Source organism: Steroidobacteraceae bacterium (assembly GCA_041395505.1).
Lineage (GTDB): Bacteria > Pseudomonadota > Gammaproteobacteria > Steroidobacterales > Steroidobacteraceae > JAWLAG01.
In genome coordinates this window covers 1,512,496-1,530,799 of sequence record JAWLAG010000001.1, presented here as the reverse complement: position 1 = coordinate 1,530,799, position 18,304 = coordinate 1,512,496, and the positions used below count along the sequence as shown (strand labels likewise).

19 protein-coding genes are annotated in these 18,304 nt (G+C 61.5%); 9 read left to right on the top strand and 10 right to left on the bottom strand.

From position 1 onward, the window contains the following. Positions 1-2: 2 nt before the first annotated feature. Entirely contained in the window at positions 3-2,189 is a 2,187-nt protein-coding gene (locus R3E77_06965; GenBank protein ID MEZ5499154.1) for an FAD-dependent oxidoreductase, read from the bottom strand. Between the two features lie 83 nt (positions 2,190-2,272). Between R3E77_06965 and R3E77_06960 the strand changes: the two genes are divergently transcribed. Then, entirely contained in the window at positions 2,273-2,737 is a 465-nt protein-coding gene (locus R3E77_06960) for a VOC family protein (protein MEZ5499153.1), read from the top strand. Next, positions 2,734-3,630, top strand: coding sequence for a mechanosensitive ion channel family protein (locus R3E77_06955; GenBank protein ID MEZ5499152.1), 897 nt, complete (start codon positions 2,734-2,736; stop codon positions 3,628-3,630). The genes R3E77_06960 and R3E77_06955 overlap by 4 nt, the downstream gene beginning before the upstream one ends. A 49-nt stretch (positions 3,631-3,679) precedes the next feature. Here R3E77_06955 and R3E77_06950 read toward each other — a convergent pair whose 3' ends face one another. Beyond that, entirely contained in the window at positions 3,680-4,246 is a 567-nt protein-coding gene (locus tag R3E77_06950) for a hypothetical protein (GenBank protein ID MEZ5499151.1), read from the bottom strand. 179 nt (positions 4,247-4,425) lie between these two features. Between R3E77_06950 and R3E77_06945 the strand changes: the two genes are divergently transcribed. Together R3E77_06945 and R3E77_06940 are read left to right on the top strand one after the other, a co-directional pair. Further along, the gene (locus R3E77_06945) at positions 4,426-5,397 is read left to right on the top strand and encodes a retropepsin-like aspartic protease (GenBank protein MEZ5499150.1); all 972 of its coding nucleotides are present in this window, start codon (positions 4,426-4,428) and stop codon (positions 5,395-5,397) included. Positions 5,398-5,443: 46 nt separating this feature from the next. Next, entirely contained in the window at positions 5,444-6,205 is a 762-nt protein-coding gene (locus R3E77_06940; GenBank protein ID MEZ5499149.1) for an isocitrate lyase/phosphoenolpyruvate mutase family protein, read from the top strand. On the opposite strand, the gene R3E77_06935 is transcribed toward R3E77_06940, so the two are convergent. Together R3E77_06935 and R3E77_06930 are read right to left on the bottom strand one after the other, a co-directional pair. Beyond that, on the bottom strand, positions 6,180-6,875 hold the full coding sequence (locus tag R3E77_06935; protein ID MEZ5499148.1) for a glutathione S-transferase N-terminal domain-containing protein: 696 nt from the start codon (positions 6,873-6,875) through the stop codon (positions 6,180-6,182). The two genes, R3E77_06940 and R3E77_06935, sit on opposite strands and share 26 nt — an antisense overlap. A 14-nt stretch (positions 6,876-6,889) precedes the next feature. Beyond that, positions 6,890-7,093, bottom strand: coding sequence for a hypothetical protein (locus R3E77_06930; protein MEZ5499147.1), 204 nt, complete (start codon positions 7,091-7,093; stop codon positions 6,890-6,892). A gap of 135 nt (positions 7,094-7,228) precedes the next feature. Between R3E77_06930 and R3E77_06925 the strand changes: the two genes are divergently transcribed. The 3 genes from R3E77_06925 to yghU are packed head-to-tail and all read left to right on the top strand — an operon-like array spanning position 7,229 to position 9,619. Further along, positions 7,229-7,552, top strand: coding sequence for a PadR family transcriptional regulator (locus R3E77_06925; GenBank protein ID MEZ5499146.1), 324 nt, complete (start codon positions 7,229-7,231; stop codon positions 7,550-7,552). Beyond that, positions 7,549-8,748 carry a PspC domain-containing protein gene (locus tag R3E77_06920; protein ID MEZ5499145.1) on the top strand — a complete coding sequence of 400 codons (1,200 nt, stop codon included), beginning with the start codon at positions 7,549-7,551 and terminating at the stop codon, positions 8,746-8,748. Before R3E77_06925 ends, R3E77_06920 begins: the two co-directional genes overlap by 4 nt. Positions 8,749-8,752: 4 nt before the next feature. Continuing rightward, positions 8,753-9,619: a glutathione-dependent disulfide-bond oxidoreductase gene (gene yghU, locus R3E77_06915; protein MEZ5499144.1), complete on the top strand. Its 867-nt coding sequence runs from the start codon at positions 8,753-8,755 to the stop codon at positions 9,617-9,619. Between the two features lie 14 nt (positions 9,620-9,633). Here the strand turns inward: yghU and R3E77_06910 are convergent, their stop codons facing one another. Genes R3E77_06910 through R3E77_06885 form a run of 6 tightly spaced genes read right to left on the bottom strand, consistent with a single transcriptional unit; the run spans position 9,634 to position 16,844 of the window. Continuing rightward, positions 9,634-12,438, bottom strand: coding sequence for a M14 family zinc carboxypeptidase (locus tag R3E77_06910; protein MEZ5499143.1), 2,805 nt, complete (start codon positions 12,436-12,438; stop codon positions 9,634-9,636). 56 nt (positions 12,439-12,494) lie between these two features. Beyond that, positions 12,495-13,241 carry a DUF1365 domain-containing protein gene (locus R3E77_06905; GenBank protein ID MEZ5499142.1) on the bottom strand — a complete coding sequence of 249 codons (747 nt, stop codon included), beginning with the start codon at positions 13,239-13,241 and terminating at the stop codon, positions 12,495-12,497. Then, positions 13,207-14,478: an FAD-dependent oxidoreductase gene (locus tag R3E77_06900; GenBank protein ID MEZ5499141.1), complete on the bottom strand. Its 1,272-nt coding sequence runs from the start codon at positions 14,476-14,478 to the stop codon at positions 13,207-13,209. The genes R3E77_06905 and R3E77_06900 overlap by 35 nt, the downstream gene beginning before the upstream one ends. After that, positions 14,475-15,260, bottom strand: a complete 786-nt coding sequence (locus tag R3E77_06895; GenBank protein ID MEZ5499140.1) for a DUF1295 domain-containing protein — start codon at positions 15,258-15,260, stop codon at positions 14,475-14,477. The genes R3E77_06900 and R3E77_06895 overlap by 4 nt, the downstream gene beginning before the upstream one ends. Continuing rightward, positions 15,257-15,802 (bottom strand): DUF2878 family protein, encoded by a 546-nt coding sequence (locus tag R3E77_06890; protein ID MEZ5499139.1) that lies wholly within the window; start codon positions 15,800-15,802, stop codon positions 15,257-15,259. Before R3E77_06890 ends, R3E77_06895 begins: the two co-directional genes overlap by 4 nt. After that, the gene (locus R3E77_06885) at positions 15,795-16,844 is read right to left on the bottom strand and encodes a cyclopropane-fatty-acyl-phospholipid synthase family protein (GenBank protein ID MEZ5499138.1); all 1,050 of its coding nucleotides are present in this window, start codon (positions 16,842-16,844) and stop codon (positions 15,795-15,797) included. Before R3E77_06885 ends, R3E77_06890 begins: the two co-directional genes overlap by 8 nt. 204 nt (positions 16,845-17,048) lie before the next feature. Here R3E77_06885 and R3E77_06880 point away from each other — a divergent pair, with 204 nt between their 5' ends. Then, entirely contained in the window at positions 17,049-17,633 is a 585-nt protein-coding gene (locus R3E77_06880; GenBank protein MEZ5499137.1) for a sigma-70 family RNA polymerase sigma factor, read from the top strand. Continuing rightward, entirely contained in the window at positions 17,630-18,292 is a 663-nt protein-coding gene (locus R3E77_06875; protein ID MEZ5499136.1) for a ChrR family anti-sigma-E factor, read from the top strand. Before R3E77_06880 ends, R3E77_06875 begins: the two co-directional genes overlap by 4 nt. The last annotated feature ends 12 nt before the right edge of the window (positions 18,293-18,304 follow it).

Genomic DNA, 18,304 nt, shown 5'->3' with positions numbered 1-18,304 from the left:
GATCATAATGGCTTGGCGTGGCCCTTGTCAGGCGCACCGGATCCGAGCCGCCAGCGATGATATCGCGCGAGCCCTGCGAGCAGGCGTTGCGGCTGGTGCGCCCGCCGCCATTCGCCGGCGGCATATTTGTTCGCTTCGACCAGTGTGGGATAGGCGTGCACCGTGGCAAGCAGCTTGCTGAGGCCCAGTCCATGCTTCATGGCAAGCACCCATTCCGCGATCAACTCACCCGCATCGGGCGCAACGATGGTCACGCCGAGGATGCGGTCGCTGCCAGGCAACGTCAGCACCTTGACCCAGCCACGCGCCTTGTCGTCCGCAATGGCACGATCGAGCTCGGCAAATTGGTAGCGGATCGCCTCAAATGGCTGATTCCGGGACTTAGCCTCCTGTTCATTGAGCCCGACACGCGCGACTTGCGGGTCCGTGAAAGTCACGGCCGGCAATACCCGATAATCGGCGCGGAATCGCTTCCAACCGCCGAACAGGGCGTTCACCGCTGCGTACCAAGCCTGGTGCGCACCCACATGCGTGAGCTGATAGGGTCCAGCGACGTCGCCCGCGACAAGGATATTGGGGTAGTCCGTCTGCAGGAATTCGTTGTGCACGATGGTCTTGTCCGCGCGAATGCCGAGCGCTTCCAGGCCGTAACCGGTGAGACGCGCGCGCCTGCCGACCGCGCATAGCAACGTGTCGTAGTGCAGCTTCTCGCGGTTACCGCCGGAATCGACGATGGCGTAACGCCCCCCTGTATCGCGATCGAATTGCACGACCTCCGCACCAACACGCACGTCGACACCGTCATCGCGCATGCACTGCAGGAGATGTTCCGCGACATCACCATCTTCGCGGCCCAATAGTTGTGCCGCCATCTCCACCAATACGACACTCGATCCAAGACGCGCAAAAGCCTGCGCTAGTTCGCAACCGATCGGTCCACCGCCAAGCACCAGCAACCGTTGTGGCGCCTCCGTCAGCCCCCAGAGAGTCTCGCTCGTGAGATAACCCGAGTCCTCGATGCCTGGAACAGGCGGCACGATGGGCTCGGCACCTGTCGCAATCACCATCGCGCGAGTGCTGAGCTCCTGCGTTGCGCCGTCCTGTCGCTCGATCTGCACACGCCATGGATCGACGATGCGCGCCTTGCCCAATACGACATCGACGCCAAGTGCGGTGTACCGCTCGACCGAGTCGTGCGGTTCAACGCGGCGAACGACGTCGGCAACCCGGCGCATGACGGCACCGAAGTCGATTGCAGGCGGTGCAATGCCAATTCCCGCAGCGCCCGCCTTGCGCGCCTGATGCGCGATACTGGCCGCATGGATGAGCGCCTTGCTCGGCACACAACCCGAGTTGAGGCAGTCGCCTCCCATGCGCTGCGCTTCGACGAGCGTTACGCTCGCCTTGACGGCCGCAGCAATGTAACTCGTGACCAGACCGGCCGCGCCGGCACCGATGACGACCAGATTGCGGTCGAACCGCCGTGGCTTGTTCCCACGCCAGCGCGAGTAGATGCGCCGTGCGCGCGCGAGCCGCAACAACCGGCGCGCCAGCAGAGGAAATACCCCAAGCAGCACGAACGAAGCGAGCAGCGCCGGCGAGAAAATTCCTTCAAGCGAGCGCAGTTGACCGAGCTGGGTACCCGCATTGACGTAGACAATCGTACCCGCCAGCATGCCGACCTGACTAACCCAATAGAAGGTACCGGCGCGCATGCGTGTCAGCCCCATCACGAGATTGATCACGAAGAACGGGAACAGGGGCACCAGGCGCAGCGTGAACAAATAGAACGAGCCTTCACGCTCGACACCGCGGTCTATTTCTGACAGTCGTTGGGCGAACCGCCCACGCACCGCATCGCGCAGAAGATAACGCGATACCAGCATCGCCAAAGTCGCGCCGATTGACGATGCGAACGAGACCACGATCGTACCGGCCACCAACCCGAACAAGGCGCCGGCAACCAGGGTCAACACGGCAGCCCCCGGCAGCGAAAGCGCTGTGACGGCGACATAAATGAGCGCAAAAAGCGCAAGTGTTGCGTACGGCCGCGACGCGTAGTGAGCCGCAAACTCGCTGCGCGCCGACTGCATCGCCTGCAGGTCGAGGAATCGACCCAGATCGAACACGAAAAATGCGCCGACCGCCGCCAGCACAACTGCACCCAAAAGCGCTTTCTTGTAATTCATCTGCTTAATGACCCGGTTTGAGCCCGCATCATTGCAGGCATGGCGCGATCGCATGCCTATAATGCCAGCAGGAGAGCGCCATCATGCCTGACGAGATAAAACGAACCACCCTGATGGTGCGCGACGCAGAGCGCGCCGCCGAGTGGTATGCAACGGTTTTTGGCATGCGACGCTGGTTTGACAGCGAATTCGTGCTCTCGGACGGGCAACTGGCTGCGGGCGAAATCGGCGACCGCACCAGGTTGATCATCATGCAATGCAAGCACGAGCGCATCGGCATGATCGGCTTGCTGCAGTGGCTGGATCCACCCCGACCTGCCCCTGACAATCTGCCGGCGCAACTGACCTTCGGCGCACCGATTTTCGTGGTCGCGGCGCAGGACGTACGCGCCACCACCGACAGGGCACTGGCCGCTGGATCGCGCCTGCACTCGTCGCCACATCCGTGGTCGGTACAAGGCGCCGACGGCGTAACCAAACACATGATCGGCGCGTCGTTCTGGGATCTGGACGGCTATTTTTTCGAAGTGAACGAGGTAACGAGATGACAGCAATCAAGCAGACACTCATCGAATGGTTCGGCCCTGAATCGGTCGCCTATGCAGCGCCGGCGCTGCGCGTCCTGGTCATCATCCTACTTGCCATGGTGGCCAAACGTCTCGCCAGCCGCCTGATTCGCATCTTCCGCGATCGCTTCACGAGCCACATTGGCCAGGGCCACGGCATCAAGCGTGCCGAGACGCTGGGCCGGGTAATTCGCTACATCGCGTCGGTCGCAATCACGCTGGTTGCCGGCATGTTGATACTGAGCGAGTTCGGCGTATCGATCGCGCCGATACTCGGTGCCGCGGGTGTGGTCGGCCTTGCGGTCGGATTCGGCGCGCAATCACTGGTCAAGGACTACTTCACCGGCTTTTTCCTGCTGCTCGAAGACCAGGTGGCGCGAGGCGATGTCGTCGAAGTGGCGGACAAGTCGGGCGTCGTAGAAGACGTCACCCTGCGCTACGTGCGTCTGCGCGCCTACAACGGCGACGTACACTACATCCCTAACGGCCTCATTTCCACGGTCACCAACATGAGTCGCGGATTCGCCTTCGCGGTAATGGACATTGGCGTTGCGTATCGTGAGGACCTCGACGAGGTCTACGCGGCGATACGCGAAGTTGCCGAAGGACTGCGCAAGCAGGAAGGCTTTGCCGAAAAAATACTCGAGCCGCTGGAAATCGCAGGCGTCGAGGAACTCGGCGACTCGGCCGTCGTCGTTCGTTGCCGCATCAAGGTCAAGCCGCTCGAGCAATGGGCGGTGCGCCGCGCCTACCTAAAGCAATTGAAGCAGGCATTCGACGCGAAGGGCATCGAAATCCCCTACCCGCATGTGACGCTCTATGCTGGCGTCGACAAGCAAGGCAAGTCGCCGGCATTTCGCACAGAGGCTGCCTGAGCGTCGGGCCCGGGCTGACCCGGAAATACTCCCGCGTATCGATCCTCTGTCATGGACTGAACGGCAATTCGACCGATTGGTCGACATAAGCCGTAATCGGCGTGCCGGGCTTGATATCGATATCGTGGCCGCGCTTGAGTAAACCAAGGGGTCCGAACAGAACCGTCAATGCGACGGTTGCGCCGACTTTCGCGTCGCCTTCATTGCCTTTGTTGGCGCGCAGTTTCACGCGGCGATCACCGACGCTCACATAGTCGAGGATCACGTTCAACTCGCCGGCCTTGCCCATGTATCCCTTCTTGCGCGCGTGCGTCACCGTCCCGACCGCAATCGCTCCTGACGGAATGGCCACCACGCCATTGACACGCACATCGCCGTCGACCCGGAGGTTGAAGCGGTCGCCATCGGTATTGGTCTTGGAGCTGAGTGCATCCACGAATGCCAGTGCGACTTCGGTTCCTTCCGGCACCTTGATCGTCGATTGTTGCGCTGCATCCGGCGCCTCCTCAGTGACAGGTGCCGCCTCGGCTCCTGGGGCCTCCTGGCCGTGAGCCAAATACGCGGTGGTCAACAGCGAAACCAGCGCGAAAATTGAGAATCGCTTCCGGGGCATCATTCTTGTACTTCCTCTTCCATGTGGTGACGCTTGTCGAATCAGGTCCTTGGGTTTGCGTAGACTCACGACCCTTCAACGATCATATCCTTTCCGCAGGCATTTGCTTTATGATCCGCCGAACGGCACCTGCCGCCCGAGTGAAAGGCGGTGCAGCCATATCCTTTTGTTGCGATTCGCCTATGCGCAACCAAGCCACCACTGTTCTCCCGCTTCTTGCACTCACTGCCGCGGTCGCCATGGGCAGCTCCATAGCTGTTGCGCAGGTCGACGGCGGCTCTTCCACAACCGTAGCCGACACGCCACCGACTCTGCAGGAAATTACCGTGACGGGCCGCGTTCCGCGGTACGTCGCACCCACACTGCGTGATCGAATCGGGCGCATCTGGGCACCCGTCTACCTCAATGGCAAGGGACCTTTCCGACTCGTCCTCGATACCGGCGCCAGCCAATCAGCGATTATTCCGCGGGTCGCGCAGTTGCTTGGTGACGATGCCCGAACTAACCGACAGATGCGCGTGCAAGGCGTATCCGGCACAGCTATCGTGCCGGTACTCAGGATCGACCGCATGGACATCGGCGATCTGGTGCTGGAGCCCGCCATGTTGCCGGTCGTAGCGGATGTATTCGGCGGCGCCGATGGCGTGCTCGGCAACGCCGGCCTTCACGACAAGAGAATCTTCATCGATTTCAGGAACGACATCATCACCGTCAAGCGCTCGCGCCGTGATGACCCGGGCCCCGGCTATCGCATGATGCCGATCAAGTTCCTGCGCAATTATCTGATGGCGATCGACGTGCGCATCGGACGGATACCCACGACCGCAATCATCGACACGGGCTCGGCGCAGTCGCTAGGCAATCTCGCGCTGCAGGAGGCCCTCAAACGCGTGCCCGAGGATTTGCCTCCATCCGAGGTGATCGGCGTCACTCTCGACGTCGAGTATGCCAATCGCATCAATATGCCCACCATCTACATGGATCAGATCATGATCAAAGGCGCGCAAATGAGCTTTGGCGATGTACATTTGTTCAAGCACTGGCGGTTGACGCGGGAGCCCGCCATATTGCTTGGCATGGATGTCATCGGCACGGTGGAACAGTTGATCATCGACTATCCGACCAGGCGGCTTTACATGAAACTCAGGCGTTGAGCTGCTTCGCACGATTGCGCGACGATCCCAACCGCAGGAGCAGACGATGCACGACATATGGCTCGAACGCCGACGCACATTCCGGAAACTGCATCAGTCCGGCTGCCTCCTGCTGCCCAATCCCTGGGATGCTGGCGGCGCCGCGCGCCTCGAGGCGATGGGCTTCAAGGCCCTGGCCTCATCGAGCTCGGCATGCGCGATGGCGCTCGGCCGAAGCGATTACCAGATCACGCTGGATGAAGCACTGACGCACTTGCAGAGCCTCGCGGCCGCGACGAGCCTGCCACTGAATGCGGACTTCGAAAACGGTTTCGCCGATGCTCCCGAGGCCATCGCGAAGAATGTCCTTCGCGCAGCAGCCACCGGCATCGCAGGGGTGTCGATCGAAGACCAACGCAGCGAGCAGCTATACGACACCGGGCTATCCATCGAGCGTATCCGCGCAGCGCGCCAGGCACTTGATGCGGGCGCGCCCGAGGTTTTGTTGGTGGCGCGATGCGAAGCCTACCTGTTGGGACAGACTGATCCGCGCCTGGTGATCGACCGTCTCGTTCAATACGCTGACGCCGGTGCGGACTGCCTGTATGCACCAGGCGTGGTCGATCTGCCGACGATACGCGCCATTGTCGCGGCGGTTGCGCCGCGGCCGGTCAATGTCCTGATGTATCAACCGCAGCAGCGTGTCGATGAACTCGTAGACGCCGGCGTCCGCCGCATCAGCCTCGGCGGTGTGCTGGCACACGCGTCATGGCGCGCCTTCGAAGCGACCGCAAGGAATTTTCTTACGCGGGGATCCTTATCCCCCTGATCACTGCGGGTCGTGCAAGAAACGACTCGCAGGCACGCCCGACATTGCGAAAATCATCGATACCCACGAGTTCCCCGGCGCCATAGAATTTCACGAGATTGTCGATCATCGGAAAGACGGCGATATCGGCGATCGAATAAGCGTCTCCCATGAGCCATTCCCTCGTAGCAAGCTGCGCATCGAGTACACCAAGCAGGCGGCGCGATTCCGTTGCATAGCGGTCTCGTGGTCGCTTGTCTGGCCATTCGCGGCCGGCAAACCGATGAAAGAAACCAAGCTGACCGAACATCGGTCCAATGGCGCTTACCTGAAACATCAACCATTGCATGCATTGATTGCGCCCGATAACGCCACTCGGCAGGAGTTGGCCTGTTTTCTGCGCCAGGTACAGCAGTATTGCGCCTGACTCACTGAGTATCAGCGGCTCATTTTGCGTCGCTGCCGGATCGATCAGTACAGGAATCTTGCCGTTCGGATTGAGGGCGAGAAACTCGGGCGACTTTTGATCAGCAGTGTCGAAATTGATCTTGTGCACCTCGTAAGGCAGACCGGTTTCTTCGAGCATGATCGATACTTTCACGCCATTCGGAGTCGCGAGCGAATAGAGCTGCAGACGGTCCGGGTGTTGCGCCGGCCATCGGCGACTGCACGCCAATTCCTGCAATTTCATGTCGTTCAATCTCCCTACAGCTTGCGCCAATGCTGCGACAACTCGGGTGCGAGTATGCCCGCGGTATGCGGTTCGAAACGTGTCAGTCGCGTGGGGTCGCGAAACAGCACCGAGCAACCGGCGCACTCGAACACCGGTCGCCGATCCGTCGCGAGCCCGACGCGCTCGTACACCTGGCTGCGGCAGATCGGGCATCGAAACGACACGGTGTCGGACATGTCCGGAAACTAGCAGCCACCCGCATCGGGTTCCATCCAGCGCCGCTGCCCGCCTGGCACTGGATGGGACGGGCTTGACATCCTTAATCTACCCTGCTACCTTGTTTACACAAGGTAGCTTTCGACTAGCCCATCATGGATACCAGCGAAAAATTCGCCGCCATACGCAAAGGACTGCTGGAGTTCGTGCTCCTGAAGGCCATCGCCGGTGAAAAGCTCTATGTCGCCGATATGCGCAAGCGTCTCGCACAGACCGAGTTTGCCACCCAGGAGGGTACCCTCTACCCCCTGCTCTCGCGCATGCGGCGTGAACAGCTGGTGGACTACGAATGGCAGGAGTCGGAGTCGGGGCCGCCCCGCAAGTACTACAAATTGACATCAACGGGTCAGAGTGCGTTGCAGGAACTGCAGAAATACTGGCAGCACCTCAACGACACCATAACGAAACTGGGAGCATGAGCATGCTGAAAGTCGTCACCATCAATCTCAACGGCAATGCCTATCAAGTCGACGAGAACGCTTTTGAAGCGCTGCGCGGCTACCTCGACGACGCCCGCCAGAAGCTCAGCCAGAATCCCGATCGCGCCGAGATCCTCACGGATCTCGAACAAGCCATCGCGGACAAATGCGATACCTTTCTCGGCGCCCACAAGAACGTGGTCGATGCCAGCGAAATGGGCCAGATCCTCAAGGAAATGGGCCCCGTCGAGGGCGCTGCCGAACAGCCTCGAGGCAACACAGCGCACGAAGACGGGCAATCGACGAGCACAGGGGAAGCTTCGTCCTCTGCAACACCGACGCGACGCCTGTTTCGTCTTCCCGAACAGGGCATGTTGGGTGGCGTGTGCGCCGGCCTCGCTGCGTATTTCAACGTCGACGTAGTGTGGGTCCGGCTGCTGTTCGTCATTCTCACATTCGTCACTGGCATCTGGATCGTCGCCTGGTTGGTCATGCTGTTCGTCATGCCGCGCGCACAGACGCCCGAAGACGTCGCGCTCGCACATGGCGAGCCGTTCAATGCCCAGGACGTGATCAACCGCGTAAAAAAAAAGTATGACGAATACAGCGGCGTCGCCGCCGACCTCGGCCGGCGTCAATGGCAACAACACGAGTCAACCGTAAAAAGCGCGGCAGCTGACGTCAAACAAGGCGTAACCAATCTCGCCGACAAACTGCGCAGCAAGCGCAGCGACATGCACCGTGCCGCGCACCGACGCCACGCAAGCGTCTATCGTCAGCCGCAGCCGTCGGTCGGATATGGCGCCCAGGTTCTGGCGGGCCTCACCCTGCCAGTACTGTCGATTCTGTCCGCAGCCCTTTTTGTCGTCTTCGTTGCCGGTCTGCTGTTGTTGCTGGGTAACAGCGCGTGGTTTGCCTGGTGGCCGCTGCCGAACGTGCCCACCTGGGCGCTCATTGCCGTGTTGGTCCTGGCCTACCTGATCGTGGCGGCACCGGTCGGCGTCGCGCGTCGTGCCTCACGTCGCTACGCGAATGGTGGTCGCAACTACGGCTGGGCCAGTTCGCTCGACGCGCTTCTATGGCTCGTGCTCGTCGCGGCCTTCGGCTGGGTTCTCCTCGAAACGGTCCCCGGCCTTGGCGAAACCATTACTCACCTGTTCGGCATGTCGCCGCATCACATGTGGGTTATGATCTGAACGAGTGAGCGATACGAAAGAATATCAGCCGCCGCCCGTCTGGACCTGGACACCGGGCAATGGCGGCAGGTTTGCCAACATCAACCGGCCGACCGCCGGTGCACGATACGACAAGCCGCTGCCGCTCGGCGGCCACCCGCTGCAACTTTATTCGCTCGCGACACCGAACGGCGTGAAGGTCACGGTATTGCTCGAGGAGCTGCTGGCGCAGGGCCACGGCGGCGCCGAGTACGACGCGTGGCTCATTCGTATCAATGACGGCGATCAATTCGGCAGCGGCTTCGTGGCCGTCAACCCCAACTCGAAGATTCCCGCACTCATCGATCGCAGTGGCGCTCAACCGGTGCGGGTTTTCGAATCGGGTGCGATCCTCCTGTACCTGGCGGAAAAATTCGGCGCTTTCCTGCCGCGCGATTCCGCGGGCCGCGCCGAATGCCTGTCATGGCTATTCTGGCAGGTGGGCAGCGCACCCTATCTTGGCGGCGGCTTCGGCCATTTCTACGCCTATGCACCGTTCAAGATCGAGTACGCCATCGATCGCTTCACCATGGAGGTCAAGCGACAGCTCGACGTGCTCGACCAGCGACTGGCGCAAACGGCCTATCTCGCGGGCGATGAATACACCATCGCCGATATCGCGGTCTGGCCCTGGTACGGTGTTCTCGCGCAAGGGAAAATCTACGAGGCAGGCGAATTCCTGCAGGTCAAGAACTACACGCACCTGCAGCGCTGGGCGCAAGAGATCGCCGCCCGGCCCGCCGTCGAGCGCGGCCGCATGGTCAATCGCACTTCCGGGGAATTATCCGAGCAATTGCACGAACGCCACGACGCCAGCGATTTCGACCTGCGCACAGAGGACAAGCTGGCTTGAGGCCATGCCGGCCGTCAGGGTGACGGTCTCGGCAATGCGTTCCAGTTGAGGATGGTGTTCCACACCAGCCGCCACTCGCCGCTGTTCATGTCGCGGTGAATCCCGTTGAAGTTGTAACTGACGACATGCCCGTTGCCAATCGGCGTATCGAGGATTGCCGGATGGCCCGCGAGTTCGTCCTCGCCGCGTATGCCGCCGCTGATCACCATTGGTCCTTTACCGCCCCAGGCAAGAACCACATGCCGCTCATCGATCGGGCCATCGAGACAGGACGTGCAATACGCCATGGTCAGCCAGCGCCGCGGCGTCTCGTATACCGGCAAGTTGGTGCGCAGCACCGCGGCCTCACTGTCAAATCCATAGGCGATCGGATGCGAAATGTCGCGAAAACTCGCGCGGAGCACCGCGCCCGGTGTGAATACCGAAGCTGTGTTCGCGCGGGCAACTCCAGAGACCAGGCCGCCTTCCAGCGCGAGGGCGCTGCCACTGCCAAGCGTCAGGAGCACGCCACCAGCGTCGACAAAATCCTTGAGCGCCGCGAGACCCTCGTATCCAGCACCACCTGTGATGTCATCGGAGGCGACCGGCTGACCAAGACTCGGATACTCCGGCGTCGCCCGATACGCCATCGGACCCTCTGTTGCAGCGATGCCATGTATCTGCCCGGCGAGTTCCAGGCGTGAAAATGGTCCGTACACAATGACGTCCACGCGTTCACGCAGATGGCCGGCGCGCAGGTCTTCATCGCGCAAATAGGTGTAAGGAACCTGTTCGCGCTCCAGGATCAGGCGTATCCAGCCCATCATGTCGGTGTCCGCCCACGGTACCCACAGGCCGATGCGCGGCAGCTTGGCATCGTGTGCCGCCACGTCCGGCACCTGGTGCAGCGACCAGAAATCGATCGCGAACGTCCCGCTCACATGCTCGACAGCCTTGCGCAGTTCCGCCGGCGATTGACCGTCGCCGGCGGTAACGATCCACGAGCCCGCAGGAAATACCTCTCCCGACATGCGGAAGGATCGTTCCGCGATGCGCACCGGATAGTGCGCAAGCGCAAAACGCGCAGCGAGGAGCGATTCCTGGCCACGTTCGCGCAGGATGAATACAGGTCCATTGCCGCGCACCGTACCGCCCACCAGCGTCCCGCCCTCGAGCAAGTGGCTTTCAGCCTTGCGCACGCGCTCATCCTCGATGCGCACGGCGCGCACGCCGAACCCGACCGGATAAGCCCAGGAAACGTCGTCGTAGGGAAGCTCCTTGTAGCCCGTCGGAAAACTCTGTGGCTCGAGAACATCGAGGGCGTAGTTGCGATATGGCTGATCGAGACGGATCAGGAAATCGCCACGCTTGAATTGACCTTCATCGACGTCGATGGGTTTGTCCAGACGGTGCACTTCGATACGCTGCGTCTGCAGCCGATCGATCATGCGAACGACCTGCAGGCGATCGGCCTGTCCGGCCGGCACGATGTAGGCATAGGGTTTTTGCTCGACGCCTTTGCGCCAGGAGTTGTAGCCCGTCTGATAGAAATCCTGCAGCATCTCGCTGGCATGCCTGGCCGACCAGTCGAGTATCGCTAGCGCAGCCGTCTGCTGGTAGTTGACGTTATCCCGCATCGACCAGCGGAACTTCGCGTCCGGCGGCCATGGCCGATACCACTCGCGCGTCAACGAATCGGCATCAGCGTGTCGCTCGACGGTTTCCGCTGTCGCGTTGCCAAAGGTCTCGTAGCCGCGCCCGATGGCGTTGTGGTTGATGGCTACTGAATCCAGATAGTGATGCCCGAACCCATCGCCGAAGTTCCAGGTCCATACGCCTGGCATACCCAGGGCGTTCATGGTCGTCATCTCGTGGAAACTCATTTCGAGCCAGCGCGATGTGACGATCGGGTCCAGGTGCGGGTTGTAGGGTCCGGTGCCGTTCCATGTCACCAGCAGCGATATTGCTTCGTGCAGGTCGTGCACGACGACAGGATGATAGTCGAAGAACATCTTGCTCACCGCGCGCGTCGCGGCGAAATCCTGCTGGTGTGCATCGCGATTGATATCGACGAAGACGTAGCGGCTCCAGTAGGGCGGACTTTGCCGCGGCAGCGCGTCGAAATTGGTCTTGCCCTTGAGGTAGCGATGGAACCAGTCGGTCACCTTGGCCCGTCCGTCGGGCTCGGATACCGGATTGACGAGCACCAGCAGATTGCGGCGTATTGCCTGGATCATGGGCTGCTCCGATACGGCGAGACGATGGATCAGCTCCATGCACATCTCGCCGCTACCGGTCTCATCGGCATGCAGGTTGCAATTGAAATAATAGGCGGGACGCGCGCCGGCGATGAGTTGGGCGGCCGCCGCGGGCGAAGTGCGGCGCGGATCGGAAAGTGCGGCCGAAGCGGCCTTCAGCTGATCGAGGTCGCGGATGCCTTGCTCATCCGCGATGACCGCAAGCACGATGTCGCGACCTTCCTCCGAGACACCCAGCGTCTCGACATGCACGCGCGGCGAGCTGGCAGCAAGAGCCCGCACATACTCGACGATCCGCGCCGGTTGGGTAAGCTCGCCGGGCGCACCGATGATGTGCCCAAGGAACCTCGTTGGCGACGGCACATCCTTCGCGTCGGGGACATAGGCCACCCAGGGGCTCAGAAAACGCGGCTCGCTCGTAGCCGCTGCGATCGCCTCGATCGAGCCCTCCTCGGCAGCGTCGGGTGTCGGGTCGACGGCGCGCGCGCGCGAGGCGCCCAGTGCAAGCATTGCGATGAGAATCGACGCGAATCGCCACCAGGCACCTGCGGTGCCGCAGCGCGTTACAATCTGGGTGTTCATGATCGAGGGATCGTAGCCTTGACCCCCGGATTGTCAACACCGCGTCGACGATGCGCTCAAGGATGCGCGTAAGTGGGAGCACCTTTCAACCGCAGCCGCAAGGCTTGCCAGTAGATCCTCGCCAGCACACCCACACCCGAAGCGGGCACGGCAATCAGCGTACGCGCAAGCTGCGAGCCGGTCATGGCAACGCGGCGCAGATCGAGATAGGCATTGAATAGCACATCGCCCGCATGACGATTGACCATGCCGACGCGCAGGTGCTCGCCGGGCTCACCGAAGGTCCAGGCATAGTCGAGATCCATGGGCATGAAAGGCGAAACATGGAACGTCTTCTCGAACGTCCCGTCAACCGCACGGCCACCCGATGCCGCACTGTCCGCCAGCACGACGTATTGGGCGCGCTCGTTCCATGGCGTGTTGGTGATTTCGGCAATCACTGCCTGCACGTTATGCCCATCGGCGTGGTAACAGTAGTAGAAGGTGACTGGATTGAAGCACGATCCATACAGCCGCGCCTGCGTAAGCACACGGACGGGACCAGCCGGCACGATGCCTGTCCGGCTCGCGACGCATTGCCTGACGGCGTCGGCGAGCGGTGCATCGTGCGGCGCGAGATAGTCGCTTCGCCGGAACCAGGCGAGGTTGGCGCGCCGCGTGGACCACAACCAGCGCCCTCGAAATACCGTATCGAGCTCCGCGAGATCAATCCACAGCAACCGCACGGGGTAGCTGAAATCGTGCACGACCGGGCGGTGGCGCGTGTGCCTAACCCGCCCGATGTAAAGCGCGCTTTGCATCATCCTCCTCGAAATGCCTCACCGCCTGCAGCGCGCTCTCGACGCCATCCTCATGAAATCCGTTGCGCCACCACGCCCCGCAATAATAGGTGCCTTTGTGGCCATTCAACTCACGATGCCGGCCTTGCGCAAGGGTCGCATCCGGCGAGAACAAGGGATGGTCATAAGTCTCGCGCGCGAGGATGCGGGACGGGTCTATTGCATCGGAGCGATTCAAGGTCACCAAAATGGGCGTCGGCGCCGGCAACGACTGCAGTATGTTCATGTTGTAGGTCAGCGTCACGGGACCGGCAACATCCGGCATTACGTGGTAATTCCACGCCGCCCATGCGCGCCGCCGCGTCGGGAGCAGGCTCGAGTCCAGATGCAGCACGGCTTCATTTCGCTGGAATCGTATTGCGCCGAGCACGTCCCGCTCGGCCCGGCTTGGCTCTTCGAGCATGGCGAGCGCCTGATCACTGTGACAGGCGAGAAATACCCGATCGAAAATTTCAAAATCCGTCTCGCGGCATTTCAGCAACACACGATCCGGCAACCGGCGTATGCGCTCCACGGCGCAGTTGGTCCGTATGGCCTGACGGAATGGCGCCGTCAGCTTCCGGACATAGGACTGCGAACCACCCACTATCGATCGCCAGGCGAGTTGCTTGCCGGCACTCAGCATCCCGTGGTTGTGAAGGAAGCGAACAAAGAACCGCGCCGGAAACTCGAGCATCAGCCCGGGTCGCGTCGACCAGATCGCTGCACCCATCGGAATGACGTAGTGCTCGATGAAATACGCACTGTAACCCTCCCTCGCGAGGTACTCGCCGAGAGCCACTTCCGGTGCATCGGCATCCAGCAACGAGGGAGCACGCGCATTGAAACGAAGGATTTCCCGCAACATGCGCAGGAAGGTGGCATTGAGAAGATTGCGTCGCTGCGCGAACAGCGAATTGAGATTCGTGCCGCAATACTCGAGTCCGATGCGCTCATTGCGAACAGAAAAACTCATGCAGCTCGGCTGGGTCGCGATGCCGATCCGGGCCAGCAATCGGGTAAATTGCGGATAGTTCTTCTCGTTATAGACGATGAATCCGGAATCGACTGCGTATTGCCGGCCCTGGTATTCAACCAAATGGGTATTGGAGTGCCCGCCGGGCCGGTCGCGGGCTTCGAATACCACGACATCGTGTTCCCGATGCAGGCTGGCTGCGATCACATTACCGGCGATACCGCTACCGACGACCGCGATTCTCATGCACGGTCGCTCCTCACGAACCAGGGGACGAAAGCAGACGTACGGGCCACATAACGTCGATACGCGGGTCGGCGCTCGGCAATGTCTTTCTCGAGCAGCGTCACACCTGAGACTCGCAACAACAGCAACGTCATCAGCGCAGGCGAAACAATGGTCCAGAGCGTGCCCGGACGGGCGCCGAGCAGGAAGATGCCCCACCAGAGGCAAAACTCGCCGAAGTAATTCGGATGCCGGCTGTAACGCCAAAGGCCGGTATCGAGCACGCGGCTGGCATTCTGCCCGTTCGACTTGAATTGCCGCAGTTGTTCGTCGGCAAGTGACTCAAACAATAGCCCGAACAGCGCGAGAGCGGCACCCAGGCAATTCCACCATTGCGAATGAACATCGAACGCGACCGCAGCCACGGCAGGCGCTGCCACGATCCAGGCCAGCACGGCCTGGAACAGGAACACGGTCACCAGACTCGTCCAGACAAAATGATTACCGTTGCGAGCGCGTATCGCCTGGTAACGTCGATCTTCAGGCGCGCTCCAGTTGCGCGCCGTGAGGTAGACGCAAAGGCGCAGGGCCCAGAGGGCGACAATAGCGCACGCTGCGATTCCGACCGTCGTCGGTGGGTTGCCACGCACGACTGCAGTGATGACAGCCGCCAGCATGAATAGCGGCCAGAACATGTCGATCAATCCGACGTTGCGGCGCAGGCTGCAAAGCACCCAGGCCAGAATCGCGAGTGTCGCGATTGGCGCCGAGCTTGTAAGCCACGCCTGTGTGAAGGCGGTCATGCCGAGGCGACCTGGCTACGAGCCAACCAGACCAGTAGTGGCAATGCGATTGCCCATACCGCAGCGATCACGCCGAGCGCATACTCGCCTGGCAGGGTCAGTGCGCCGAGTCGTGCGCCGAGGGCATAGGAAAGTGCGCCACCGCTCGCGCCGACCAACGCGCCAAGCAGCGGGCGCCCGCGCAGCCAACCCAGGGAGGAGCTCAACGTTGTCGACAACAATGCCCAGAGCGCCAGCATCCAGAGCGGAACCGACAACAAATTGCCTGGTGCGGGTTTGAATTCCGTTACCCGCAGGTGCGCCAACAGCGACTCGATCAATATGCCGACGAGCAATGCCAGCAATGCGAGGCGCAGGCCCGCGCCAAAGGGCGGACGCAAGCCAATGGCCATGACGGTCGCGCCGGACACGACGAGCAGTGCCAGTAGTGGCTCACCTCGTGCCGCGCTGGTCACGCCGATGAACCAGGCCAGCTGGAAAAGGACGAAGTTGAAAATGCGGGAGCGCAGTGCGTCGCGCACCCAACGGAGCTGATCACTCACCGCGGCGTTTCTCGAACAGGTAATGACTCACGCACCATTCCTCGCCGCGGCGATACCCGAACAATTCCTCACAGGCCATCAGGAACATCCGCCAGCGCTGCATCCACAGCGCCGATTGTTCACTCCCGTATACCGTCTCGAGGATTGCCCTTGCTGCGATCCGATTGCGATCGAGGTTTGAGAGCCAGGCGCGCGCGGTCCTCTGGTAGTGGACGCCGCTCCAGCGCCACTGCTGCCGCAATGCCAGATCGCGTTGGAACTGAACCGCCAGCGATTCGCTCGGCATCATGCCGCCTGAAAAGAAATACCGGCTCATCCAGTCGCTTGCATCTTGATCCTCGAAAAGATACGGCACGGCACGATGACAGAACACATGCATGAAGAAACGGCCATCGTCTCGCAGCGCCCGTGACACGCGCAAGAAGAGCTCCGGCCAGTTACGCATATGTTCGAACATCTCGACCGAGACGATTCGGTCTACATCGCCGGGCATACGGAAGTGATTCATGTCGACGACCTGCAGCTGCAGGTTCACGAGCCCTCGCTGGCGAGCTTGCGCAAGGATGTACTCGCGCTGCGAATTCGAATTGGACACAGCGAGAATCGAGCTGTTCGGATAGTGCTCGGCCATCCACAGACTGAGCGACCCCCAGCCGCAACCCAGTTCGACAATGCGCTGTCCGTCGGCGAGCTGCGCGTGCTCGCAGGTCTGGCGCAATGCCGCTTTCTCGGCCTCGGCAAGGGTGGTTACGCCGTCCGGCCACCAGCCACTGCTGTACTTGCGGTGGGGTCCGAGCATGAGAGCGAAGAATTCCGCCGGCACCTCATAATGTTGCTCATTGGCCTTGTCGGTGAGGACCGCAACGGGCGACGCGACCATTGCCGCCGCAAAATCCCGTGTTCGCTGCTCGCCCGCCTCGGTCCCGACCACGCGAATATCGCGGCTACGTTCGCGGACGAGGTGGCGAATTCCGGCGCGAACCACAGCATCGGGCAGCGCACCCCGCTCGACCCACTTCAATGCAGATGCCGTAAACGCCATGTCAAAGACCTCTCGAAACCGCCCCGCCACGCCGGTTGCAACAGGGTTTTGTGGTTATACGCAGCGCGGCGCGATTGGATCACCCGCATCAGTGATCCGAAACCCTGCGCTGGCCGTACAATGGGTATGCATGGATCTTTGGCCCTGCGCGTGCATATTCCCGGACCGCCGCCATCGTGGCGGCGGCGCAGGCCTGCTCTCACCGTGAACCGTTTGCCCGCACGGGAATCGACAGCGACCGATGCATGGGCACAGGCCGTGCGGGCTGTAGCGCACCAGTCCGACCACGGTGCATTTGCATCGTTGTTCGGGCATTTTGCGCCCCGCGTCAAGGCGTATCTGCTTCGCTGCGGTGCGAGCGGCGATCAGGCGGAAGATCTCGCCCAGGAGGCCATGGCCACGGTGTGGCGTCGAGCTGCGTCGTTCGATCCACAGCGCGCTGCGGTGATCACCTGGATTTACACCATCGCGCGTAACCTCTGGGTCGATCAGTGCCGCCGCGACGCTGCGTCACGCCGCGGTTCGTGGCTTCTGGATCTGCCGGAAATCGATCTGCCGGTGGAATCGTCGGCTGATCCGGTGCATACGGCGCAGGGTATCCAACATGTGAGACGGGCCCTGTCGGCATTGTCACCACAGCAGCAGGAGATCGTCCGTCTTGCCTATTTCGACGATCAGCCGCAGCGACAAATCGCCGCGACACTGCGCATTCCGCTCGGTACGGTCAAATCGCGCATTCGTCTTGCCATCGCCGCACTGCGTCAACATCTTCAAGACAAGGAATTATGATCAACCACCATCCGAACGATGAGCTATTGCAGTCCTGGGCGGCCGGTCACCTCGATCCCGCGGCAGGCCTGGTGCTCTCGGTACACTGCGACGGATGCCAGAATTGCCGAGAGCGTGTGCAGGTTTTGCTCGCGACGGGTGGCGTCTGCCTGGATGAGATCGAACCCGTCGCAATGGGCAGCGCTTCGCTCGAGCATACGCTGACACGCGCAACTGCACCTCGCACGCGACCGGTCGTCGAATCCGACACCTGGCAGCCAGCGCGCCCGATGCCTCACGTCGGCCCGCTCACCGAATCGCGCGCTTTGCGCGGCTGCACCATCGGCCGCTGGCGCTGGATCGCCGCAGGCATACGCTACAGTCGCATTGCACTGCCGCATTCGAGCAACGGCAAAACCTTCCTGCTGCGCATCGCGCCTGGCAAGAGCCTGCCTCGGCACTCACATGGCGCGATGGAACTCACGCAGGTGCTGAGCGGTCGATTTGACGATGGCCGTGCAACGTTCGTTGCAGGGGACTTCGATGAAACCAACCAGGAAGTCACTCACCGTCCGGTGGTAGCCGCTGACGGAGAATGCCTGTGCCTCGCCTACCTCGAATCGCCACTTCGTTTCGATGGCTGGATTCGGCAGTCGCTGGCGAGAATTGTCGGCCTTTAGGACGAACGCGGG